Annotated in this window: 20 protein-coding genes; 3 read left to right on the top strand and 17 right to left on the bottom strand. The window is 59.7% G+C overall.

Translation table 11 applies throughout. From position 1 onward, the window contains the following. Nucleotides 1-115 precede the first annotated feature (115 nt). From BLT85_RS06760 to BLT85_RS06780, 5 genes are all read right to left on the bottom strand, one after another. A complete protein-coding gene (locus BLT85_RS06760; protein ID WP_093392463.1) occupies nt 116-817 on the bottom strand; it encodes a TSCPD domain-containing protein in 702 nt (233 codons plus the stop codon). Between the two features lie 73 nt (nt 818-890). Next, on the bottom strand, nt 891-3,044 hold the full coding sequence (locus BLT85_RS06765) for an adenosylcobalamin-dependent ribonucleoside-diphosphate reductase (RefSeq protein WP_093392465.1): 2,154 nt from the start codon (nt 3,042-3,044) through the stop codon (nt 891-893). 252 nt (nt 3,045-3,296) lie between these two features. Further along, nucleotides 3,297-3,890, bottom strand: a complete 594-nt coding sequence (locus BLT85_RS06770) for a DUF1285 domain-containing protein (RefSeq protein WP_093392468.1) — start codon at nt 3,888-3,890, stop codon at nt 3,297-3,299. A gap of 11 nt (nt 3,891-3,901) precedes the next feature. Beyond that, the gene (locus BLT85_RS06775; RefSeq protein ID WP_093392470.1) at nt 3,902-4,498 is read right to left on the bottom strand and encodes a DUF4823 domain-containing protein; all 597 of its coding nucleotides are present in this window, start codon (nt 4,496-4,498) and stop codon (nt 3,902-3,904) included. Nucleotides 4,499-4,516: 18 nt separating this feature from the next. Continuing rightward, the gene (locus BLT85_RS06780) at nt 4,517-5,413 is read right to left on the bottom strand and encodes a radical SAM protein (protein WP_093392472.1); all 897 of its coding nucleotides are present in this window, start codon (nt 5,411-5,413) and stop codon (nt 4,517-4,519) included. 172 nt (nt 5,414-5,585) lie between these two features. On the opposite strand from BLT85_RS06780, the gene BLT85_RS06785 reads away from it, so the two are divergent. Both BLT85_RS06785 and BLT85_RS06790 read left to right on the top strand, forming a co-directional pair. Further along, complete coding sequence (locus BLT85_RS06785; protein ID WP_093392475.1) at nt 5,586-7,268, top strand: carboxylesterase/lipase family protein; 1,683 nt, start codon at nt 5,586-5,588, stop codon at nt 7,266-7,268. A 266-nt stretch (nt 7,269-7,534) separates the two neighbouring features. Continuing rightward, nucleotides 7,535-9,208, top strand: a complete 1,674-nt coding sequence (locus BLT85_RS06790) for a carboxylesterase/lipase family protein (RefSeq protein WP_157718143.1) — start codon at nt 7,535-7,537, stop codon at nt 9,206-9,208. A 38-nt stretch (nt 9,209-9,246) separates the two neighbouring features. On the opposite strand, the gene BLT85_RS06795 is transcribed toward BLT85_RS06790, so the two are convergent. Both BLT85_RS06795 and BLT85_RS06800 read right to left on the bottom strand, forming a co-directional pair. Then, nucleotides 9,247-10,242 (bottom strand): amidohydrolase family protein, encoded by a 996-nt coding sequence (locus BLT85_RS06795; protein WP_093392479.1) that lies wholly within the window; start codon nt 10,240-10,242, stop codon nt 9,247-9,249. A 94-nt stretch (nt 10,243-10,336) separates the two neighbouring features. Next, nucleotides 10,337-10,987 (bottom strand): TetR/AcrR family transcriptional regulator, encoded by a 651-nt coding sequence (locus BLT85_RS06800; protein ID WP_093392481.1) that lies wholly within the window; start codon nt 10,985-10,987, stop codon nt 10,337-10,339. 168 nt (nt 10,988-11,155) lie between these two features. Here BLT85_RS06800 and BLT85_RS06805 point away from each other — a divergent pair, with 168 nt between their 5' ends. After that, nucleotides 11,156-12,307 (top strand): aminotransferase class V-fold PLP-dependent enzyme, encoded by a 1,152-nt coding sequence (locus tag BLT85_RS06805; RefSeq protein WP_093392483.1) that lies wholly within the window; start codon nt 11,156-11,158, stop codon nt 12,305-12,307. A 225-nt stretch (nt 12,308-12,532) separates the two neighbouring features. On the opposite strand, the gene BLT85_RS06810 is transcribed toward BLT85_RS06805, so the two are convergent. The 10 genes from BLT85_RS06810 to fabD form a co-directional block, all read right to left on the bottom strand. Continuing rightward, nucleotides 12,533-13,312, bottom strand: coding sequence for a TatD family hydrolase (locus tag BLT85_RS06810; RefSeq protein ID WP_093392485.1), 780 nt, complete (start codon nt 13,310-13,312; stop codon nt 12,533-12,535). A gap of 2 nt (nt 13,313-13,314) precedes the next feature. After that, nucleotides 13,315-13,671, bottom strand: coding sequence for a PilZ domain-containing protein (locus BLT85_RS06815; protein WP_093392487.1), 357 nt, complete (start codon nt 13,669-13,671; stop codon nt 13,315-13,317). A 39-nt stretch (nt 13,672-13,710) separates the two neighbouring features. Continuing rightward, entirely contained in the window at nt 13,711-14,649 is a 939-nt protein-coding gene (locus tag BLT85_RS06820; RefSeq protein ID WP_231701552.1) for a DNA polymerase III subunit delta', read from the bottom strand. Between the two features lie 49 nt (nt 14,650-14,698). Next, a complete protein-coding gene (tmk, locus tag BLT85_RS06825; protein ID WP_093392491.1) occupies nt 14,699-15,331 on the bottom strand; it encodes a dTMP kinase in 633 nt (210 codons plus the stop codon). Continuing rightward, nucleotides 15,328-16,362 carry an endolytic transglycosylase MltG gene (mltG, locus tag BLT85_RS06830; RefSeq protein ID WP_231701583.1) on the bottom strand — a complete coding sequence of 345 codons (1,035 nt, stop codon included), beginning with the start codon at nt 16,360-16,362 and terminating at the stop codon, nt 15,328-15,330. Before mltG ends, tmk begins: the two co-directional genes overlap by 4 nt. A gap of 38 nt (nt 16,363-16,400) precedes the next feature. Further along, complete coding sequence (gene pabC / locus BLT85_RS06835) at nt 16,401-17,231, bottom strand: aminodeoxychorismate lyase (protein WP_231701553.1); 831 nt, start codon at nt 17,229-17,231, stop codon at nt 16,401-16,403. Nucleotides 17,232-17,243: 12 nt separating this feature from the next. After that, nucleotides 17,244-18,485, bottom strand: a complete 1,242-nt coding sequence (fabF, locus tag BLT85_RS06840; RefSeq protein WP_093392495.1) for a beta-ketoacyl-ACP synthase II — start codon at nt 18,483-18,485, stop codon at nt 17,244-17,246. A gap of 172 nt (nt 18,486-18,657) precedes the next feature. Next, nucleotides 18,658-18,894, bottom strand: coding sequence for an acyl carrier protein (acpP, locus tag BLT85_RS06845; RefSeq protein WP_088275384.1), 237 nt, complete (start codon nt 18,892-18,894; stop codon nt 18,658-18,660). A gap of 185 nt (nt 18,895-19,079) precedes the next feature. Beyond that, nucleotides 19,080-19,823 (bottom strand): 3-oxoacyl-ACP reductase FabG, encoded by a 744-nt coding sequence (fabG, locus tag BLT85_RS06850; RefSeq protein ID WP_093392497.1) that lies wholly within the window; start codon nt 19,821-19,823, stop codon nt 19,080-19,082. Nucleotide 19,824: 1 nt separating this feature from the next. Then, nucleotides 19,825-20,772, bottom strand: a complete 948-nt coding sequence (fabD, locus tag BLT85_RS06855) for an ACP S-malonyltransferase (RefSeq protein WP_093392499.1) — start codon at nt 20,770-20,772, stop codon at nt 19,825-19,827. Nucleotides 20,773-20,782 lie beyond the last annotated feature (10 nt).

Here is a 20,782-nt window from a genome sequence, read left to right on the forward strand (position 1 = left end):
GTGGACGCTGAGGTTTCACCCCCCTGATGGGGGAGCAGTACCGCTTCAAGAGGCAACCACAGAAACAAAAAAGGCCCTGAGAGGGCCTTTTTTTAGGGAAGCGATACTTGATCGCTCAGCCGCATTTGCTATCGCCGCAGCTCAAGCAGGTCATGCAGCCGTCCATCAACACCGCCGCCTGGGTGTGGCACTTTCCGCACATCTGCGCTCCGGGCGGATAGGTCTCGGTGCTGTCGTCACAATCGGCCGCGGCCTGGCTCTGCGGGTTCATGTTGACGAACTCGGCACGCTTCTGCTCGAGATAGGCGCGCTGGTGCTCGTCCATTTCGCTGCTCATCATGCCGATGCGCTTGAGATGCTGCTCGAGTACGTCGCCAATTTCGGCTACCAGCGATGGCATCCAGCGGCCACCGCGCTTCATGTAGCCACCCTTGGGGTCGAACACGCTGCGCAGCTCTTCGACCAGGAAGGTGCAATCACCGCCCTTGCGGAACACGGCAGAGATGATCAGCGTCAGGGCCGAGATCCACTGGTAGTGCTCCATGTTCTTCGAGTTGATGAAAATCTCGAAAGGGCGGCGCATCTCATGGTCACTGCCGTGGTTGAGCACCACGTCATTGATGGTCACATAGATCGCATGCTCCGAGTTCGGCGTTTTGATCTTGTATGTCGAGCCTTCAAGAAACTCGGGACGCTTGAGTTTCTCATGCATTTCCTCGAGCTTGGGTGCAGCCGGTGCGGCAGGCGCCTCGACCTTGGGCTCTTCCGGCTTGACCACAGAGTAGTCGACGATCTTGCTGCTGATTTTCAGAACCATGTTTCTTTTCCTCACCCCGCTCCGCGGGGCTTCACTCAATCGTTGGATGTGGCAGACAGGGTCCGCCAGCCGCTCAGAACTTGCCGTAGTAGCCTTCTTTCAAGGCGTCGTACAGGTTCGCCGCGCTGTGCAGTTCGCCGTCGTACTCGATCTCGTCTCCGCCCTTGGCCTCGATGAAGGTGCCGTCTTCAAGCTTGAAGCGGTAGGTAGTGTTGGCCAGATCCTGCTCCTTGACCAGCACGCCCTGGAACGCCTCGGGGTTGAAGCGGAAGGTGGTGCAACCCTTCAGACCCTTGTGGTAGGCGTACATGTAAATGTCTTTGAAGTCTTCGTACGGATAATCGGTCGGCACGTTGGCAGTCTTGGAGATCGACGAGTCGATCCACTTCTGCGCGGCGGCCTGGACATCGACGTGCTCGGTCGGCTTCACATCGTCCGCAGCGATGAAATATTCCGGCAGGTTGCGGGTGCCGGCTTCCATGCTCGGCAACGCTTCGGCATTGACGAAGTGGCGATAGGCGAGCAGCTCGAAGCTGAACACGTCGACCTTTTCCTTCGACTTCTTGCCTTCACGGATCACGTTACGGAAATAGTGATGCGCGAAGCTCGGCTCGATGCCATTCGAGGCGTTATTGGCCAACGACAGCGAGATGGTGCCGGTCGGTGCGATCGAGCTGTGGTGCGTGAAGCGCGAGCCCTTTTCGGCCAGCGCTTCGACCAGAGCCTTGTCTTCGCCCGCCACTTGCTGCATATAGCGGCTGTACTTGGCCCAGAGTACTTTGCCCTTCACCTTCTGGCCGACCTTGAAGCCGTCCTTGCGCATGTCGGGACGCTTGGCCAGCATCGCCTCGGTCACGTCGAACTCTTCGTCCATGATAGGCGCGGCGCCCTTCTCTTCGCTCAGCGCCAGCGAGGTGCGCCAGCCCTGGATCGCCATCTCCTTGGAAACCTGCTCGGTGAATTCCAGCGAACGCGCGTCGCCGTACTTCATGCACAGCATGGTCATCGTCGAGCCCAGGCCGAGGAAGCCCATGCCATGGCGACGCTTGCGGAAGATTTCGTTGCGCTGCTGTTCCAGCGGCAGGCCGTTGATCTCGACTACGTTGTCCAGCATGCGGGTGAAGATGTCGACGACCTTGCGGTACTCGTCCCAATCGAACCGCGCCTTGTCGGTGAACGGATCGCGAACAAACAGAGTCAGGTTGATCGAACCCAGCAGGCAGGCGCCATACGGCGGCAGCGGCTGCTCGCCACAGGGGTTGGTTGCGCGAATCTCTTCACAGAACCAATTGTTGTTCATCTGGTTGACGCGGTCGATCAGGATGAAGCCTGGCTCGGCGAAGTCGTAAGTGCTGGTCATGATCATGTCCCAGATCCGACGAGCCTTCAGCGTTTTGAATACACGGCAGGCCACCTGGCCATCGGCACGGCTGACATAACGCTCGGTATTCGGCCATTCGCGCCAGATCACCTGCTCCGGATCATCGAGATTGACCTTGTCGGCTTCGGCTTCGGCCGGAGTCAGGGGGAACGACAGCTTCCAGTCACCGTCGGTTTCGACGGCCTTCATGAAGTCTTCGGTAATCAGCAGCGACAGGTTGAACTGACGCAGACGACCGCCCTCGCGCTTGGCACGGATGAAATCGGCTACGTCCGGATGACCGACGTCGAAGGTCGCCATCTGCGCACCGCGGCGGCCGCCGGCTGACGAGACGGTGAAGCACATCTTGTCGTAGATATCCATGAACGACAGCGGGCCGGAGGTATACGCGCCAGCGCCGGACACGTAGGCACCTTTCGGGCGCAGCGTGGAGAACTCGTAACCGATACCGCAACCAGCCTTCAGCGTCAGACCGGCCTCATGCAACTTGGACAGGATATCGTCCATCGAGTCGCCGATCGTGGCCGACACGGTGCAGTTGATAGTCGAGGTCGCAGGCTTGTGCTCGAGCGCGCCGGCATTGGACGTGATACGGCCAGCCGGAATCGCACCGTGGCGCAACGCCCATAGAAATTTCTCGTGCCACTCTTCACGGAGCTCGGGTAATTCCACATCAGCCAAGGCACGGGCAACACGCTGGTAGCTCTCATCGACGCTCTTGTCGATCGCGACCCCGTCCTTGGTCTTGAGGCGATATTTGGTATCCCAGATGTCTTCCGAAGCAGGCTGCATCGGGATGCTGGTGACCACGTTATGCAGGCGCTGCACCTTGGCTGTTTGGCTCATGTTTTTCTCCTGAGACGCTCGACTACACCGTAAAAGCCCGCCGGCTCAGGGGTTTACCGAGCGGCGGGCCTTTAGGCAAGAAACACTACTTGTTGTGCATTTCGACGAATCCTAGACCTACATATGGTAAAGATCAACTCGAAAAATACACTATTTTGCGACCAGGGAATCTTGACTTGGCGCGAAGCCGCACGGGGACTGGGGTGGCCGCCAGGGGGGGAGCGAGCGACGCGCCTGAAGGCGAAAACCGGTTCAGCCGGGCGTGGCAGAACCGTCGATGGGAAAGAACTCGCCGTGGCTCCATACACCTAGCGCGGGGCGGCCGTTGTGCTCGTGCTCGACCGCCCGGTCGGCAAGTTCATAAAACACGCTGCGACCGATCAGTGCCTCGAGGTTGTCACGCACCCGCACGTAAGGAGATGGCTCACCGGTTTCCGACTCGATACTGACGCGGATCGGATTGTCCGGACCGGCTTCGACATCGTCTTCGAGGTTGGTGGTGAACGTGAGCACCTGGTCCCTGCCCTCGCCACGAACGGACAGACGCACCGCGACGAACGGCGCATCATCGACCTGGATTGCCCAGCGCTCGACAGGGGTAACCAGATAATAGCGACCATCATCATCGTGGCGCAGAATACCGGAAAACAGCTGTGCCAGGGCCAGGCGCTTGATCGGGCCGCCTTCGTGATACCAGGTACCGTCGCGGGCGATGCGCATGTCCATCTCGCCGCTTAGCGGAGGGTTCCACAAATGCACCGGGGCTGGCGCCCGGCGCTTGACCAGATCCTGGTGATCGGGAATATCGTCCAGCAATGATTCGGGATTGCGCTTGTCATCAGTCATGCGAGCCTCCGTCAGCGACCAAGCAGGCGCCGGGTATAGTCTTCGAGCGGCGGTCGCAACAGGTCTTCGGCGTTGGCCTTGTAGAACTGCAGGAAGCCGCCGCGCGTTTCGATGGTTACAAAGTCGACAACATGCTCGGTGGAAGTTTCAATGAGGATCAGCTGCAGCACGGCTCGGTCGATCCCGACGTCGCTCCAGCTGTCCCTCCTTTCCCACTGCTCCGTAGTGCTGACGCCTTCGCGAGCGCTGGCGAATCGGGTGTACATGAGATAGTGAGCGCGCTGCATCCGAGCTGCCAAAAGCGCTTCCTCCAACCCAAGCGGTTGCTCCGCACGGCGCACCAACGGGAACACTTGCACGGCGGCGGCGAAGGCTTCCTCCGCAACAACGTTCGGCCGTGCATAGGGATGGCCGACCGGAACGAAGTGTCCCTGTGCTATGTAAAGCTGCGAGTCGCTCTGCAACGTGCGACTGGCGCTGCGATGGATCTGGTAGTGATCCATGAGCCCGGTATCGCCGAGGTAGTACCTGGCCTCCTTCTGCATGTCCGAAGGTTTCATGCATCCAGCAAGCATCAGGACAGATACAACCAGGACGATCCAGCGCATCGGGTTACTCCGGTAGTGTCAAAGGGCGCGCATCCATTCCGGACGCAGACGGGCGGTAGCCGGGCTTTCAATTGCAGTGCGCACTTGTGCCAGCATGCGCGCCTTGTCCGCTCCGAGAATGCCTTTCAGAACCAAATAGTTGGAGGCATGGTCGCTGCGAAAGACCGTGTCTTTCAACTCGAGCGAGGACACCAGGCGTTCGATCTCAAGGAATAACCCTTGTTGTTCCAGCGGCCGAAAGTCGGGGAACTGCTCCTGGTAGCGCTCCATGCCTTGAGGAAAACTCACGACCAGCGTGGAGAGGAATTCGGGTTGTGTGGCGTTCATCAGCCTGGCGGAATTGTCCGCGTGCTGCTCGCTGAGGCTCTGGCCCCCAAGCCCGTTGAGAATCATCACCGAACGTTGCAGCCCCGCCTCGCCCGCCTTGAGCAAAGCCTCCTCGGTTGAGGCATAGGTTTCGCCCTTGTTGACCCGGCGCAGCACTTCGTCATCGCCGGACTCGGCGCCCACATAGATCATCGCCAGGCCTGCCTCGCGAAGCTCGCCAAGTTCATCGACCGACTTGCGCTTCAGATTGCGCGGCAGACAGTACGACGTGACGCGCTCCACGGTCGGCATGTGTTCGCGTATGGCCTCAAGTATCCGCAACAACCGGTGGGTTGGCAGAATCATCGCGTCGCCGTCTGCGAGAAAAACCCGCTGTACGATCAGGTGCTCGCCGCAACGGCGAATCTCTTCCATGACGTCCTGCTCGTCACGAGCGCGGAATTTCTTCTGCGGCGCGGTGTACATCTCGCAGAACGTACATCTGTTCCAGGAACAGCCGTTGGTCACCGGAAGGATCAGCGAATGCGCCTCGCTCGGCGGACGGAAGACGGGTTCGATATAGCTGATCGGGAACGAATTCTGGGGCATGGATTCTCAATAGAGTTGACTTCGCAACCCGTCAAAATAGACCAGATACACGCGGAGTTAAACCCCCCGATCGGGTTTTGGCGCCAAGGCAGGCGATTGCTCTAAGGTACAGGGCCCAATCGGGATAAAAGTCGGATATGACCCAACGTCATACAACTTCGGGAACAGAACAATGAACAACAACAAAAGCGAAATGACCAAGCCGCGATTTTTTCTTACAGCCATTTCTACAGCCGTACTTGCAGTCTCGTTGACCGGCTGCCTGGGTGGCGACAGCGACAACGATACCCCTCCGCCTGCAGCCGCCGACCCGCTGGCCGTCGAGACCCAGCAGGGTACCGTTGCGGGCATCGAACTCAACAACATGCGCGTCTTCCGGGGCATTCCCTACGGGGCGGAGCCAGAGCGATTCGCGGCCCCGGAGCTCCCGGCAGAGCGGACGGAGCGCCTCGTTCTCAGCGAGGAATTCGCCACATCGTGCCCGCAGCCTGACGCCACATTCGGTGACTACAGCGACAACGAAGACTGCCTTTACCTGAATGTCTACGCCCCACCGGAGCCGGGTGATTACCCGGTGATGGTATGGATTCATGGCGGCTCCCTGACGACCGGGTCCGGCGGCAGCAGCTACGAACCGGCACGTCTGGTCGAACAGGGCATCGTCGTAGTCACTATCAACTATCGTCTGGGCGCCCTGGGCTTCCTGCCGCACTCCTCTCTCGCCGATGAAAACGGTTCCTACGGCAACTACGGCCTGATGGATCAGCAGCTCGCTCTGAAATGGGTTGAAGAAAACATCTCCGGGTTCGGCGGCAATCCCGACAACGTGACCATTTTCGGCGAGTCAGCTGGCGGACACAGCGTTATGAGCCACCTGGCATCGCCCGGCTCGGCAGGCCTTTTCGATAAAGCCATCGTCCAGAGTGGTTCCTACAGCCCGACACAGCTCAGCCAGCCCGCGGGCGAAGCGGTATTCGGCCAACCTTTGGTAGCCGCAACCGGTTGCGACCAGAGCCCGGACGTCGCGACCTGTCTGCGCGAATTGCCGGTCGATGCCATCCTCGACGCGCAGGCTGGCAGCTACCTGCCAGTAACCGGCGGCCAAGTACTGCCTGAATCGATTGATGAGCGTCTATCCAGCGGAACCTTCAATCAGGTGCCAGTGATGATCGGCAGCAACCTGCACGAAGGACGGCTGTTCGTAGGTATCGAAATTCTGCAAACCCAGACCGGGGTGACAGCCGCCAACTATCAGGACAAGGTAGACGCCCTGCTGGCAAGCGATCCGCGCGAGTACGATCGTCAGACCGTAGCGGACGAGTACTACCAGCGCATCGTTGCGCTTGAGAACATTCAACCGGACGATCCCGGCCGCTATGCCCGTGCGCTCTCGGCAATCAACACCGACTGGCGCTTCGCCTGTTCCAACGTCAATCAGCTGCAACAGATCAATGCAGCAGGACAGGATGCGTACGGTTACTGGTTCACCGATGAGAATGCTCCGAGCATCCTTCCATACACGGTTCCGGGTTTACCCTGGGGCGCGGCACATGCGTTCGAGATCCAGTACGTGCTGGCTGACGAATCCACTTTCGTCGAGCGTGGCGCTACCGAATCCCAGGTAGCCCTGTCTGACGCCATGGTTGGCTACTGGGCAAACTTCGCCAAGTTCGGCGACCCGAACAGCACCGATGGTGCTTCCGGCAACGTGGAATGGAGTGCGGTGGGTGAGTCGGGAACAATCCTCGATCTCGACCCCGCTCAGCTAGGTCCCGTGCCCGCAACCAGTTACGCTGAATATCACAACTGCGATCTCTGGGCCGATCCGGAAACGCAGGCACCGCTAACGCCGTAAAGCAATTGGCGCGGCCCGCAACGGGCCGCGTCTTTTTCGCGTGCTCTCGCCCTACCTGACTGAGCCAGTCTGCCAATAAGCTTGCCAGCTCGCCAGCCAACACAGGCTCGTTCGCATCCGCCGAGTTTTTTCTCGAGGCCTTGCAATTCCTGCCGTACCCAACCATCACCCATTTGGGTTTAGCCAATGCATGGCTGGTTCATTTATGGTTGCTGAATCAATCCGGATCAGATTGATCTTCCGCCCACGCCATGGACATAAAAACAATGAATTTCGATCGTGTTACAAAGCCAACTACCCCGCTGCGCGCCCTAACCGTTGCGCTGCTCGGACTCAGCCTTAGCGCCTGTCTTTCCGGCGGCGGCAGCTCCAACTCTGCTGCCCCGGCTGCGCCGGCCAACCCGCTGCAAGTCACCACTACCGAGGGTGAAATCCGCGGGATCGAATCTGGCGACATTCGGATCTTCCGCGGGATTCCCTATGCTGCCCCGCCGGTTGGCGAGCTGCGCTTTGCTCCGACCGAACCAGCGCCAGAACGCGAAGGCGTGCTCGAACTCAGCGAAGAGTTTGGCGCCATGTGCCCCCAGGTCGATCTGCTCACGCAGCAGGTCCAAGGCTCAGAGGATTGCCTGTTCCTGAACGTTTACGCGCCTGCCGGTGCTGATGACCTCCCAGTAATGATCTGGATTCACGGTGGGGCCTTCGTCTTCGGCAACGGTGGCGGCGAATATGACCCGACGCGGCTGGTTGCAAAGGACGTCGTCGTTGTGACGCTGAACTATCGTTTGGGCAATCTCGGCTTTCTCGCGCATCCTTCGCTGGAGTCGGATGGCGGCAATTATGGCCTGATGGATCAGCAGGAAGCGATGCGCTGGGTCAAGCGCAACATCGCCGCCTTCGGTGGAGATCCAGGTAACGTGACCATCTTTGGCGAATCGGCCGGTGGCCACAGCGTGATGAGCCATATCGTATCGCCCAGGGCTGAAGACGAAGACCTGTTCCAGCGCGCGATCGTGCAAAGCGGCTCCTACGCTGCCTTCCAGTCGCCCAAAGCGGTTTCTCAGGCCGGTGGTCTTTCGGTGGCAGACGCGTTAGGTTGCCCGGAGACCGGACCGGTAGCCGAGTGCCTGCGCAGCGCCTCGATCCCTGCGCTGCTCTCGGCTCAGGGATCTCAGAGCATCCCGACCGTGGATCCGGCAACCGACCTTTTGCCGAAATCGATTCAGCAAGCGCTTGGCGAGAACGACTTCAACACCAATCTGGACATCATGATCGGAAGCAACCAGAACGAAGGCACGCTGTTCGTCGCGCTCGACGAGCTGGGCGGCACTTCGCTGGAAGCGCAAGGCGAAGGCGAATATCGAGACCGGGTTGCCGAGTTCTTCGCGCCCTATCAGGCTGCGGCGCCCTTCGACGACCAACAGATCGCCAGCGACTATCTGGGGTTTTATAGCGAAGCCTCCAGCCCTTTTTCCCAGGCGCTGTCAGCGATCTGGACCGACTTCATGTTTGCCTGTAACAGCGCAGGCCAAGCCGCGACATTCGCGGGCAAAAACATGAACACGTTCAAGTACTGGTTCCGTGATGAAAATGCTCCGTGGACGCTGGTCCGCCCATCCTTTGCCAGCTTTCCGCTAGGCGCGACGCATGCCGGAGAAATCCCTTACGTACTTTATCCTGAAAGCATCATGCGCGACCGTTACGCGGGCAGCCAAGCCGATGTCGATGCATTGGCCGAAACGATGGTGGATTACTGGACCAGCTTCGCTCGGAACGGCGATCCCAATACCGCAGATGGCGTAGCGGCGAGCTGGCCGCAGGCGTCGTCGGGTCAGTATATGGTGTTGGACGTACCAGCCTCCGCCAGCACCAGTGCCATGAACTTCCTCACCTATCACCGTTGCGGATACTGGCAGAACCCGCCGCTTCGCACACAGTGACGCACTGCCGGGCCCGGCGACGGGCTCGGCTTTTCGCGCTACTTCTCCTCGGCTACAACCGGCCGCTTTGGCAGCACTGCGAGAAAATTGCTCTGCGCAACTTTCACGGCTACGTCCGCTTCGAGCGCATCGAGAAACGCATCGAAGCGCGACAGATGCTTGCCTAGATTGTCGAACCGCCCTACCACGTCCGACCCGATCATGAAGCGGTCAGGGTAGCGTTCGACCAACCGCACCCATTCCGCGTCCGCTTCACCCGCTTCGTCCAGCAAATACGTATCGAGCATGCTCCAGGATAGATCGATGTAGAGGTTGGAGTAGGTCGCGAGCATTCTATCCAGGGTGTCATGGAGAAACTCCAGGCGTTCCTGGCGACGGTGAATTTCAGCGGATGTACCAGCATGCGCCCAAATGAATCGAACCTTAGGGTGGGCGCGTAGCGGCTCCTCGATCTCGTGCAGATACAGGGGTTCACGTTCTCGCTTGGAGGTGATGTTGCTATGCACCATGACCGGCATGTCGAATTCTGCGGCCAGATAATAGACGCGCGTCATGGCTTCGCTGTTGGCGCGCGGCACGTCGCCATGCGTCAGAGCGGTGAGATCGTCATGACGGGTGAACACCTCGCCGATCCCCTTCCACAGGCCGGGGAACATCTCGATCGTTCGACGGATGTGCTCATCGGAGTTCTTGTCGTTCGGGTTGAAGCCGGTGAGGAAAGGATGAAACCGTTCACGTTGCTGCTCCGGTAGATCAAGCAACGCATGGGCAAGAATCGCATCGGTCCCGGTAAACCAGTAGGCGCCTGCATCGTCGCCGGCGTAATAGCGCGGGCGACGCGGCTCGTTCTCATGCCATTTCTTCGCAACGGCCACGCCTGAAATCATCACGGCATCGATGCGATGCTCATCCATCTGGCTGAGCAGAGGCAGCATGCCTTCGCTGTTCTGAAAGAAATCGACGTAATGCAGGTGTGCGTCGGTGTAGCGATACTCGCGGGCCTGGAGCGCGCCGGAAGCGAGCGATAGAACCATTAGCGATACAACGGTGACAGTGCGCAAGGTTCGTCTCCGAAACTCTGTAGCCTGTCAGACCGCGGCCTGGCGCCGCGGTTTCAAAAGAGCCCGATCAAGCACCTTTGCCTGCGTTGTCGGCGTCTTTCTTGCGCTTGGAACGATTACCCATCCGTACCCCAATATCCATCAGAAACTGCATGTAGCCTTCCTTGTCTTCGATGACCTCTCGCCAGAACGGCGAGTGATACATCGCCATGGCGCCGTGAACCAATGCCCAGGCCGCGCAGTAGTGAAAATAGGCGGGTACGTCCTCCAGCTTGCCTTCGTCGATCCGCTCCTGGATCACTCCGGTGAGGTGATTGAAGTTCGAGGCACGAATCTGATGCAGTTCTTCGACCATTTCCGGCAACTGGTTGGTCTTGACCACCTTCTCTTCCAGGCGATCGAACAGGCGATAACGATCCGGATCGCTCATGCGAAAAGCGAAATATTCACGAGACAAGGCTTCTTCGTCCCGCTCGATAGTTTCCGAATGCAACAACTCCGCGAGGTCGCGCTCGTAATCAAGCATCAGCCGCAGATAGATCTCCGCCTTGGACTTGAAGTGCTTGTAGATCGTGCCTTTACCGATGCCGACCTCGTCCGCGATCATCTCGACCGTTACGCTATCTTCGCCTTGCTCGAGAAAAAGACGCAGGGCCGTGTCCAGGATCTCTTGCTCGCGGCGCCTGAACTCGCGCACTTTACGTGATTCTTTCTGCATTGATGTACCTGAAAATCCGAGCCGCAAAGTGGATCATTATGCCAACTTAATGACTGAATGCACACGCCTGGTTGCAAGCTGACTGTCAGGTTCAATCCGGTATCGCCTGCAGCTTTGCCGTCCCGGGAGCGATCGCCTAGGCTACACACTGAATTCCAGGAGTCAGCCATGCACGAAGATCCAAGATGGAAAGACGAATTCCCGATCGATAGCGAGATCTGCTATCTCAATCACGCGGCCGTAGCCCCCTGGCCGCGCCGTGCCAGTGACGCGGTATGCGCCTTTGCTCTGGAAAATCGGACCCAGGGGGCACGTGCCTATCCTCGCTGGAGTCGCCTGGAGCTGGCTTTGCGCGGCCAATTGCAGCGCTTGCTCAACGCGCCGTCGAAGACCGACATAGCTCTGGTGAAAAATACCTCCGAGGCACTGTCTTTCGTTGCGGCGGGTCTGGACTGGCAGCCGGGGGACGAGGTGTTGACCAGTGACGAAGAGTTTCCGTCCAACCGGATCCCGTGGGAGGCTTTGGCGCCCCAGGGGGTGTCCCTGATCACCGTCGGTCTCAAGGGTTACGACCCGGAAGCCTCGATCATAGCCGCCATGACGCCGCGAACTCGCTTGTTGACGATCAGCTCGGTGCAATATGCCAGTGGCTTGCGCATGGATCTGCAGCGCCTCGGACGAGCCTGTCGGGAGCGCGGCATCCTGTTTTGCGTAGATGCCATTCAGTCGCTGGGGGCCCTGCCCCTCGACGTACAGGCGATCGACTGCGACTTCGCAATGGCAGATGGACACAAATGGCTAATCGGACCAGAAGGCCTGGGCGTGTTCTATTGTCGCCGCGAAGCGCGCGACCGATTGCAGCTGACCCAGTTCGGCTGGCACATGGTCGAGGATATGGGCAATTACGACAGGCTGGACTGGCAGCCGGCGAGCAGTGCCAGACGCTTCGAGGCCGGCAGCCCGAATACGCTCGCCCAGCACGCACTGTCGGCGAGTCTCGATCTGTTGTTGGAAACCGGCATGGAACAGGTAGCCAACGCCCTGCAGGAGCGGGTTGGTTTTCTCATCGAAGCGTTGCGCTCGCGTCCGGGTATCAGAATCCTGAGTCCAACCGATGAAAGTCGGCGAGCCGGAATCGTGACCTTCGCGGTCGACGGTATCGATCAACGGCAGCTGTTCGAGTCGCTGAAGCTTGAGGGTGTAGTCTGTGCCCAACGCGGGGGTGGAATACGCTGGTCGCCCCACTTCTATACTCCTCAGGTCGTTCTGGAGCGGGCGCTGGGGATTCTGGACCAAGCGATTGCCGAGACGGGCGATTAACGCGCTTCACGATAAGCGGCACCGGAAAGTATTCCAAATCAGTTTATAAATGGCGAGAAATCGACTGGAAAGCTCCGCATCGTCGACGATACTGAAAGTCATCAGGATGCGGTGTCTCCCCCAAGTTCCGCGTCCTGTCCAGACGGGCCTGCAACCCCGTCTGTGCAACACTCCTAATGGTCTTGACCCGAATTCATTCCCCCAGAATTCGGGTTTTTTTTTGCGTCAGTCTGCCGCGAGTGGAAACAGGCGATGGAAGTTTTCGGTAGTGGATTCCGCCAGCCGCTCCAGCGTCACGCCACGAAGCTCGGCCAGAAACTCGGCAACTTCACGTACGAACCGGGGCTCGTTGGGCTTGCCCCGATGCGGCACAGGGGCAAGATACGGCGAGTCGGTTTCGACCAGCAACCGCTCGGTCGGCACCTTGCGGGCTACGTCACGCAGCGCATCGGCGTTCCGGAAGGTGACGATGCCCGACAACGAGATGTAATAGCCCATGTCCAGCGCGGCCCGGGCCATTTCCCAGTCTTCGGTAAAGCAGTGCAGGACGCCAGCGTGCGGCAGGTCGGCCTCGCGCAGCAAGTCCAGCGTATCGGTACGCGCAGTGCGAGTGTGGATGATCACAGGCTTACCGGTTTGCCTGGCTGCCTGAAGATGGCAGCGAAACGAGTCACGCTGCTGCGAGGCCATTTCCGGTTCGTAGTGATAATCCAGACCGGTTTCACCGATCGCCACTACCCGAGGATGATTGATCGTCTTGAGCAGCCACTCGAGACTGGTTGAGGCGTCTGCGGTCAGATCCAGCGGGTGGATACCAACGCTGCAATACACGTCCTGGTAGCGCTCGGCCAATTCCTTAACCACCGGCGCGTTGGCCGCGTCTACACCGATACAGAGAAACTTGCTGATGCCGCGCTCACGGGCTGCGTCTAGGGCGACGTCCAGCGAGCCGGAATGCGGCGTCAAATCGAGGCGGTCGAGGTGACAGTGGGAATCTACAAGCATGGTTACATCGTATGCGTTGGACGGTCCGACTTGAGCGCCCCGGCCAGGTAGGTTTCGATCTTGCTACGAGCCGTGTTGTCCTGGTCGCTGAACTGCACGCCGATGCCCGCCGCTCTGTTACCCTGCGCGCCCTTGGGCGTGACCCATATGACCTTGCCGGCCACCGGTATCTTCTCCGGCTCGTCCATGAGGTTGAGCAGCATGAACACTTCATCGCCGGGCCGGTAACTCTTGTTGGTCGGGATGAACAGACCGCCATGCTTGACGAAAGGCATGTAGGCGGCGTACAGCACGGACTTGTCCTTGATGGTCAACGACAGGATGCCATTGCGTGGCCCCGGCGCAGTCGGGTTGCTCATGTATCGTCAGATCCTTGTGGGGTCGGGCTGATGTCGAGGTTAACGCCTTTCCACCAATTGTTTCCACTGTATCAGCAGTGTTTCGAGTAACAGCACTCGATTCAGGTTGGCCTTGCCAAGAATCATCCCTCGGTGATCCAGAAGCCAGGCTTGCCATGGCATGAACGCTCGATGATCAAGCCGCTGAGCCATGTAACCGAGCACTTTGTCCATATCGGCATTCAGCGCGGTTTCTACAGCCCCGGTCGACAGCCGGAGCAGATCGAGCGTCCAGCTGTGGAACCAGTCGATGATGAGTTCGAGCGGTATCTTCGACCAGCGCTCAGCCAGCTGCGAAGCCCCTGCCTGCGCTTTCAGCAATGCCTTCACGCCGTCGACCACCTGAGCGCGCATGTTCAGCGCATCCATCGCCGCCAGATCGGCCGCTCGCAGCGGAGCACCGTTGGCCATCAGCAGCAGCGCCTCACTTTGCTTCAAATCGAGATCGGGCATCAACTGCGCCAGCCACTGCACTGCATCGGCAGAAGACGGCATCCCCAATGTCTGGACCAGACAACGGCTGCGAATAGTCGCAAGCAGACGGCTGGGCTGATCGCTCACCAGCAACAGGAAGGTGTCACGTGTAGGCTCTTCCAGTGATTTGAGTAACGCATTCGCTGCGTTCAGGTTCATCGCTTCGGCGGGGTGCAGCAGGACGATCTTACGGCCGCCCTGCTGGGCAGTCTGGGCTATGAAATCGCCTAGCTGGCGGACCGAGTCGACGCGGATCGCCTTGCCCTCTTCTTCGGGCACTACGGTCAGTACATCCGGGTGACTGCCCGCCTGCCGCAGCAGGCAGCTTCGACAGTCGCCACATGCGACGCCCTGACGCGGACTCAGACACAGCAGGAAGGCTGCGAACGCCTCGGCAAAACGCCGCTTGCCGATACCGGGCGGGCCGCCAAACAGGTAGGCATGGGCGTGGCGCGGCTGCGCCACCAGCGAGCCCCATATCGGTTCGTGCCAGGGACAAGGGGCCCTGGCCTGCTCAAGCACGCCAACGCTCCAGCACTTCGTCTATGACCGGCTGCATCCGGGCCCGAACGTCTTCCAGAGCGCCGCTGGCATCGACGATGCGATAGCGCGCCGGATCGGCTGCGGCGCGCGCCAGGTAGGTGCTTCTTACAGCATCGAAAAACGCGTTCGGCTCGCGTTCGAACCGGTCCAGCGCGTTACGCGCCCGAGCCCTTTCCAGTCCGATTTCTACCGGCACGTCGAAGACCACCACCAGATCCGGGCGCAACGCCCCTTGTACCCAGTCTTCCAGCAAGGCAATGCGTTGCGGATCTATCCCGCGACCACCGCCCTGGTAAGCGTACGTGGCGTCTGTGAACCGATCACTGATAACGACTCGCCCATGCTCGAGCGCTGGGCGGATCAGGGCTTGCAAATGCTGTGCACGTGCGGCGAAAACCAGCAAGAGTTCTGCGTCGGCGGCGACAGGCTCATCGTGGTCCGCCAGCAACACGCCTCTGATTTGCTCGGCAACGGGCGTTCCGCCTGGCTCTCTGGTCAGCAAGGGTTGGCAACCCGCTTCGCTGAGCGCCTCGGCGAAAATCTTCAGATTGGTCGACTTCCCTGCGCCTTCCGGACCTTCGAAGGTAATGAACAAACCGGTCACGGCCGATCTCCCGCATTTCGCTCGGCAGGTGCAGGACTCGATCGATAGTCCTTGGCACGTTGCTCTATCTGATAATGCCGGACGGCAGCGTTGTGCTCGTCAAGCGTGTCGGAAAACACGTGCGAACCATCGCCGCGGGCGACAAAATACAGGCTCGATCCCGAGGCAGGATTGAGCGCCGCGCGAATGGCTTCGCGCCCGGGCATGGCGATGGGGGTCGGTGGCAAGCCATCGATCATATAGGTGTTGTATGGCGTCGTTTCGCGCAGGTTGGCTCGGCCGATGCGGCCCTCGTATTGGTCGCCCATGCCGTAGATCACTGTCGGGTCGGTCTGCAGGCGCATCCCCTGCCGCAACCGGCGGACGAAGACCCCGGCGATTTCGTCCCGCTCGTGCGGAACGCCAGTTTCACGCTCGATGATCGAAGCAAGAATGAGCGCTTCGTACGGTGTGTCGATAGGCAAGCCGTCGTCACGCTTCTCCCACTCTTCGGCCAATACCTCCTGCATGCGCCGGTGCGCTCGTATCAGCACATCCCGATCGCTCATGCCGAGGGTGTACAGATAGGTGTCGGGGAAGAACTGCCCTTCCGGATGCTCTTCGCCGAGCCCCAGCTCGCCCATGACCTGCTCCGCCGGGATATCTTCCGCAAGGGTCTGTTCCAGGCGCTCAGCCCGAGCGAGCTCCGAGCGGAACTGCTTGAAGGTCCAGCCTTCTACCAGGGTCACGCTTCGCTGCAACACAGCGCCGCGTTGCAAGAGGGCAAGCAAATCCTGAACGTTCATGCCGGGCTCGACGGGGTACTCGCCGACCTGCAATACCGCATCCGGCATCTTCCACTGCCAATAACGACGAATCCATTGCGAGCGAGACAGCACGTCCCGTTGCTCGAGCGATGCCAGAACCCGTCCCGGCGTACTACCCGGCGTAACGTCGAGGGTCTGCGGAGCGTCGATACGCAGCGGCTGATTCAGCGCAGAGGCTAAAACCAGATAGCCGCCGACCGCCAAAACGAAAAGCAGAACAATAATAAAAACAATAGCTAACGCAATCTTCTTCACTGACGACTTCACTCCAGAGCCTGCATTGACAATGCCTGGGCCTGCCGTGTCGCGGCACCGATGGGCCACTCACACGTTGCAGCGCCTACCACCGGCCAGACCCCGAACACGCTGTTGCAGCAAAACACTTCAGTGCTGTGCCCCAGCTCTTCCATTCTGACGTGACGCACTGTTACCGTTTCTCCGGATCCGCGCAATGCGTTGATCAGATGATCCCTCATTACTCCCTGCACGCCGCACAATGAGAGATCCGGGGTAACCCAGGTATCCGCAAAGCGCAGGAACAGATTGCTCATGGTGCCTTCAACCAGGTTCCCATCGGTGTCCTGCATCAGACCCTCCGGGATCGCCGGATCCTGCCACTCAGAACGCGCTAAAACCTGTTCCAGCCGATTCAGGTGCTTGATCCCGGCCAGAAGAGGTTGTTGAGCGAGACGGGTCTGGCAGCAGAACAGTCTGACTCCGGCCTCGCCTGCGCTGATGCCGACCGGAGGCAAGGGCGCGGTCTGGATGATGCGAAGCGGCGTTTGCGGGTCGGGAAATCGATAACCGCGCGGCCCGGATCCGCGCGTTACGGTGAGCTTCAACACACCTTCATGCATCTGCCTGGCAATTTCGGCCACTTCGCTTTCGATAAGCCTCTGGTCGAGTTCGAGCTTTAACCGCCCGGCGCCGCGCCAAAGCCGCTCGAAGTGCAGCTCGCGCAGCGTCACGCGACCATTGCTGACGCGAAATGTCTCGTAGAGCCCATCACCGTATGCCAGGCCACGGTCATCTGCCGGCACATGCTCGACCGGTAAGCCGTTGACCAGCCTAAGCTGCAAAGCCTCAGCAATCACAGACGGTTCGACCTAGCCAAGGCGCTTGAAGACCAGACTGCCGTTGGTGCCGCCAAAGCCGAATGAATTCGACACGACGACATCAAGCTGACGATCCTGGGCATCGTGCGCCACGTAATTCAGGTCGCATCCCTCGTCGGGATTATCCAGATTGATTGTTGGCGGAGCTACTTGGTCGCGTAGTGCGAGGATGCTGAATATTGCCTCCACTGCACCGGCCGCGCCCAGCAGGTGCCCGGTCATCGACTTGGTCGAGCTTATCACCAACTGCTGGGCATGCTCACCGAACACCGACTTGACTGCCCGCGTCTCGGCCAGATCACCCGCCATAGTGGAGGTACCGTGCGCGTTGATGTAACCCACTGAAGCAGGATCGACCCGCGCATCGTTCAATGCATTGCGCATACACTGCGCACCACCCCGACCGTCTTCTGGCGGCGCGGTCATGTGATAGGCATCGCCGCTCATGCCGAAGCCAATCAGTTCGGCGTAAATAGTAGCGCCTCGCGCCTTGGCCATCTCGTACTCTTCGAGAACCAGCGCCCCGGCACCATCGGACAGGACGAAGCCGTCACGATCCTTGTCCCAGGGCCGGCTCGCCTGTTGCGGAGCGTCATTGCGGGTAGACAGCGCTCGCGCCGCGCTGAAACCGCCCAGGCCAAGCGAGCTTGTGGCCATTTCGGAGCCGCCAGCGATCATCACATCGGCTTCGCCGTAGGCGATGTTCCGCGCGGCCATGCCGATGCTGTGCGTCCCGGTCGTGCAGGCAGTGGTCAGTGCGTAGTTGGGACCTTGCAGGCCATACTGGATCGACAGGTAGCCGGCCACCATGTTGATGATCGAGCCTGGCACGAAGAAAGGAGAAATCTTGCGCGGTCCGCTAGCCAGCAACAGCTCATGATTCTTCTCGATGTTGGTCAACCCGCCAATGCCTGACCCCATCGAGACCCCGATGCGGTCGCGGTTCTCGTCCGTCACTTCCAGCCCGGAATCCCGGATGGCCTGGATACACGCTGCTATGCCGTACTGAATGAACAGATCGAGCTTGCGCGCTTCCTTTGCGGACATATAGGGCTCGATGTCGAAGTCCCGGATCGACCCGCCGAAACGTGTACCAAAGGCACTGACGTCCATGTGCTCGATCGGACCGATTCCGCTTTGTCCCGCCAGGGCGGCCTGCCAGCTGCTGTCCACGTTGTTACCAAGAGGTGACAGCATTCCAAGCCCAGTTACCACGACGCGTCTGCGCGACACAGGAGACTCCTTCATTTACCTATGGTGGGATCGTCAACGGGCCCGGCCCGCAGCGAATCGCGCTATTGTCCGCATAATTGAGGGTGGCGGCAACTTACCGAGAAAATGCGTTGCGCAGATGCAAAAAAGCCGCAGTGATCACTGCGGCTTTTTCGGTCTGCCAGTTACGCGATTACTTCTGGTGAGCGTTCACGTAATCGATAGCTTCCTGGACAGTGGTGATCTTCTCGGCTTCTTCATCCGGAATCTCGGTCTCGAACTCTTCTTCGAGAGCCATCACCAGCTCGACGGTGTCGAGGGAGTCAGCGCCAAGATCTTCAACAAAAGAAGCGCTGTTGGTCACTTCTTCTTCTTTGACGCCGAGCTGTTCGGCAACGATTTTCTTGACGCGTTCTTCGATGGTACTCATACCTGTGTTCTCACTCCTGTTTGCAGTTCCGAGAAGCCGGACTGCGAGTAGTTTATAGAAACGATTTGCGCTTAAGCAAGCGCGAAAAAGAATCTATGTATCATGGCCAGGCTGTAGGGCCCAACCAACCTGAAATGTCTGCGCAAGCCAGAGCATAGTCGCGTAGGACGGGTGTGACCACCCATTCAGTTCATGAACATGCCGCCATTCACCGGCACAGTTGCTCCGGTGATGTAGCCCGCCGAGTCGCTGGCGAGAAATGCAACCACCGCCGCGATCTCTTCAGCCTGCCCGAGACGCCCAAGGGGAATCTGGTCAAGCATGACCTGCCGCTGGCCGTCGTTCAGCGCCCGAGTCATATCGGTGTCGATGAAACCCGGAGCGATCGCGTTGACCGTAATGGCTCTGGAACCGACCTCGCGAGCAAGCGCTCGGGTGAAGCCTTCCATTCCGGCTTTCGCCGCTGCGTAGTTGGACTGACCTGCGTTGCCCATTCCCGCGACCACCGAACTGATGTTGATGATACGCCCCCAACGCGCCTTGGTCATGCCTCGCAAAACAGCCTTGGACAAACGGTAGACCGAACCGAGATTGGTTGCCACGACGTCCTCCCATTCCTCGTCTTTCATCCGCATGAGCAGATTGTCAGCGGTGATGCCGGCATTGTTGACCAGAATGGCCGGCGCGCCGTATTCGCTGACGATCGACTCCAGCACCTCACTGACCGATGCCGGGTCACGTACGTCGAGTTTGAGCCCCGCTCCCTTGAAACCGGCTTCGCGCAGCTTGTTGCCGATCGCTTCGGCGCCCGAGTCGCTGGTGGCGGTGCCGATCACGACAGCGCCCTGAGCAGCGAGAGCGTGCGCAATCGCTTGGCCAATGCCGCGGCTGGCACCGGTTACCAGCGCTACCTTTCCTTCCAGACTCATTTCAGACTCCTTCTGCGAATCGATCACGTGTCGCGGCGAACCCGTCAACACTATCCAGATTGTACGTTCCGAGCGTCTTCACGCAACGCTTGTTTAAGCCCGACAGAACTTTCCCAGGACCGCATTCGACGATATCGGTGACACCCTGATTGGCCATGAACGCAACACTCTGCACCCAGCGCACGGGGCTATATAGTTGCTGTACCAGCAGGGTACGCAGACCCGCGAGATCGTCCGCCGGCGCTGCGTTGACGTTTTGCACCAAGGTGCTGGATGGCTCATTCCAGACCAGATCGCCGAGATCGCGCGCGAGTTGCTCCGCAGCGGGCTTCATCAGTGCGCAGTGCGACGGCACGCTGACTGGCAAGCCGATCGCCCGCTTTGCTCCCGCCGCCTTGCACCCTTCGATGGCGCGCTCGACAGCCGATGCCTTGCCGGCAATCACTACTTGGCCAGGTGCATTGTAATTGACCGCATTGACCACTTCGCCTTGCGCCGCCTGGGCGCACACATCGACGATCTGCTGGTCGTCCAAGCCGAGGATAGCGGCCATGGCGCCCTCTCCTTCCGGGACCGCCTGCTGCATCAGCTGACCACGACGTTCAACCAGACGGACCGCATCGGGAAAGTCGATGACCCCGGAGGCAACCAGCGCAGAATACTCGCCGAGACTGTGTCCCGCCACGAAGGCTGGCCGCACCCGGGACTGCTCGCACCAGAGTCGCCACAGCGCGATAGAGGCTGTCAGGATGGCTGGCTGGGTACGGTCCGTGCGGTTAAGGTCGGCTTCCGGCCCGGCCTGGCACAGCGCCCAAAGATCGTAGCCAAGCGCATCGGAGGCTTCCTTGAAGGTATCGCCAATGATGCGGTTGTTCGACGCCAGATCCGCCAGCATGCCAAGGGATTGAGAGCCTTGGCCGGGAAATACGAAAGCGAGGGATTGGTTCATGCGCTTCCTC

Origin of the sequence: Halopseudomonas xinjiangensis (assembly GCF_900104945.1) — a bacterium.
GTDB classification, from domain to species: domain Bacteria; phylum Pseudomonadota; class Gammaproteobacteria; order Pseudomonadales; family Pseudomonadaceae; genus Halopseudomonas; species Halopseudomonas xinjiangensis.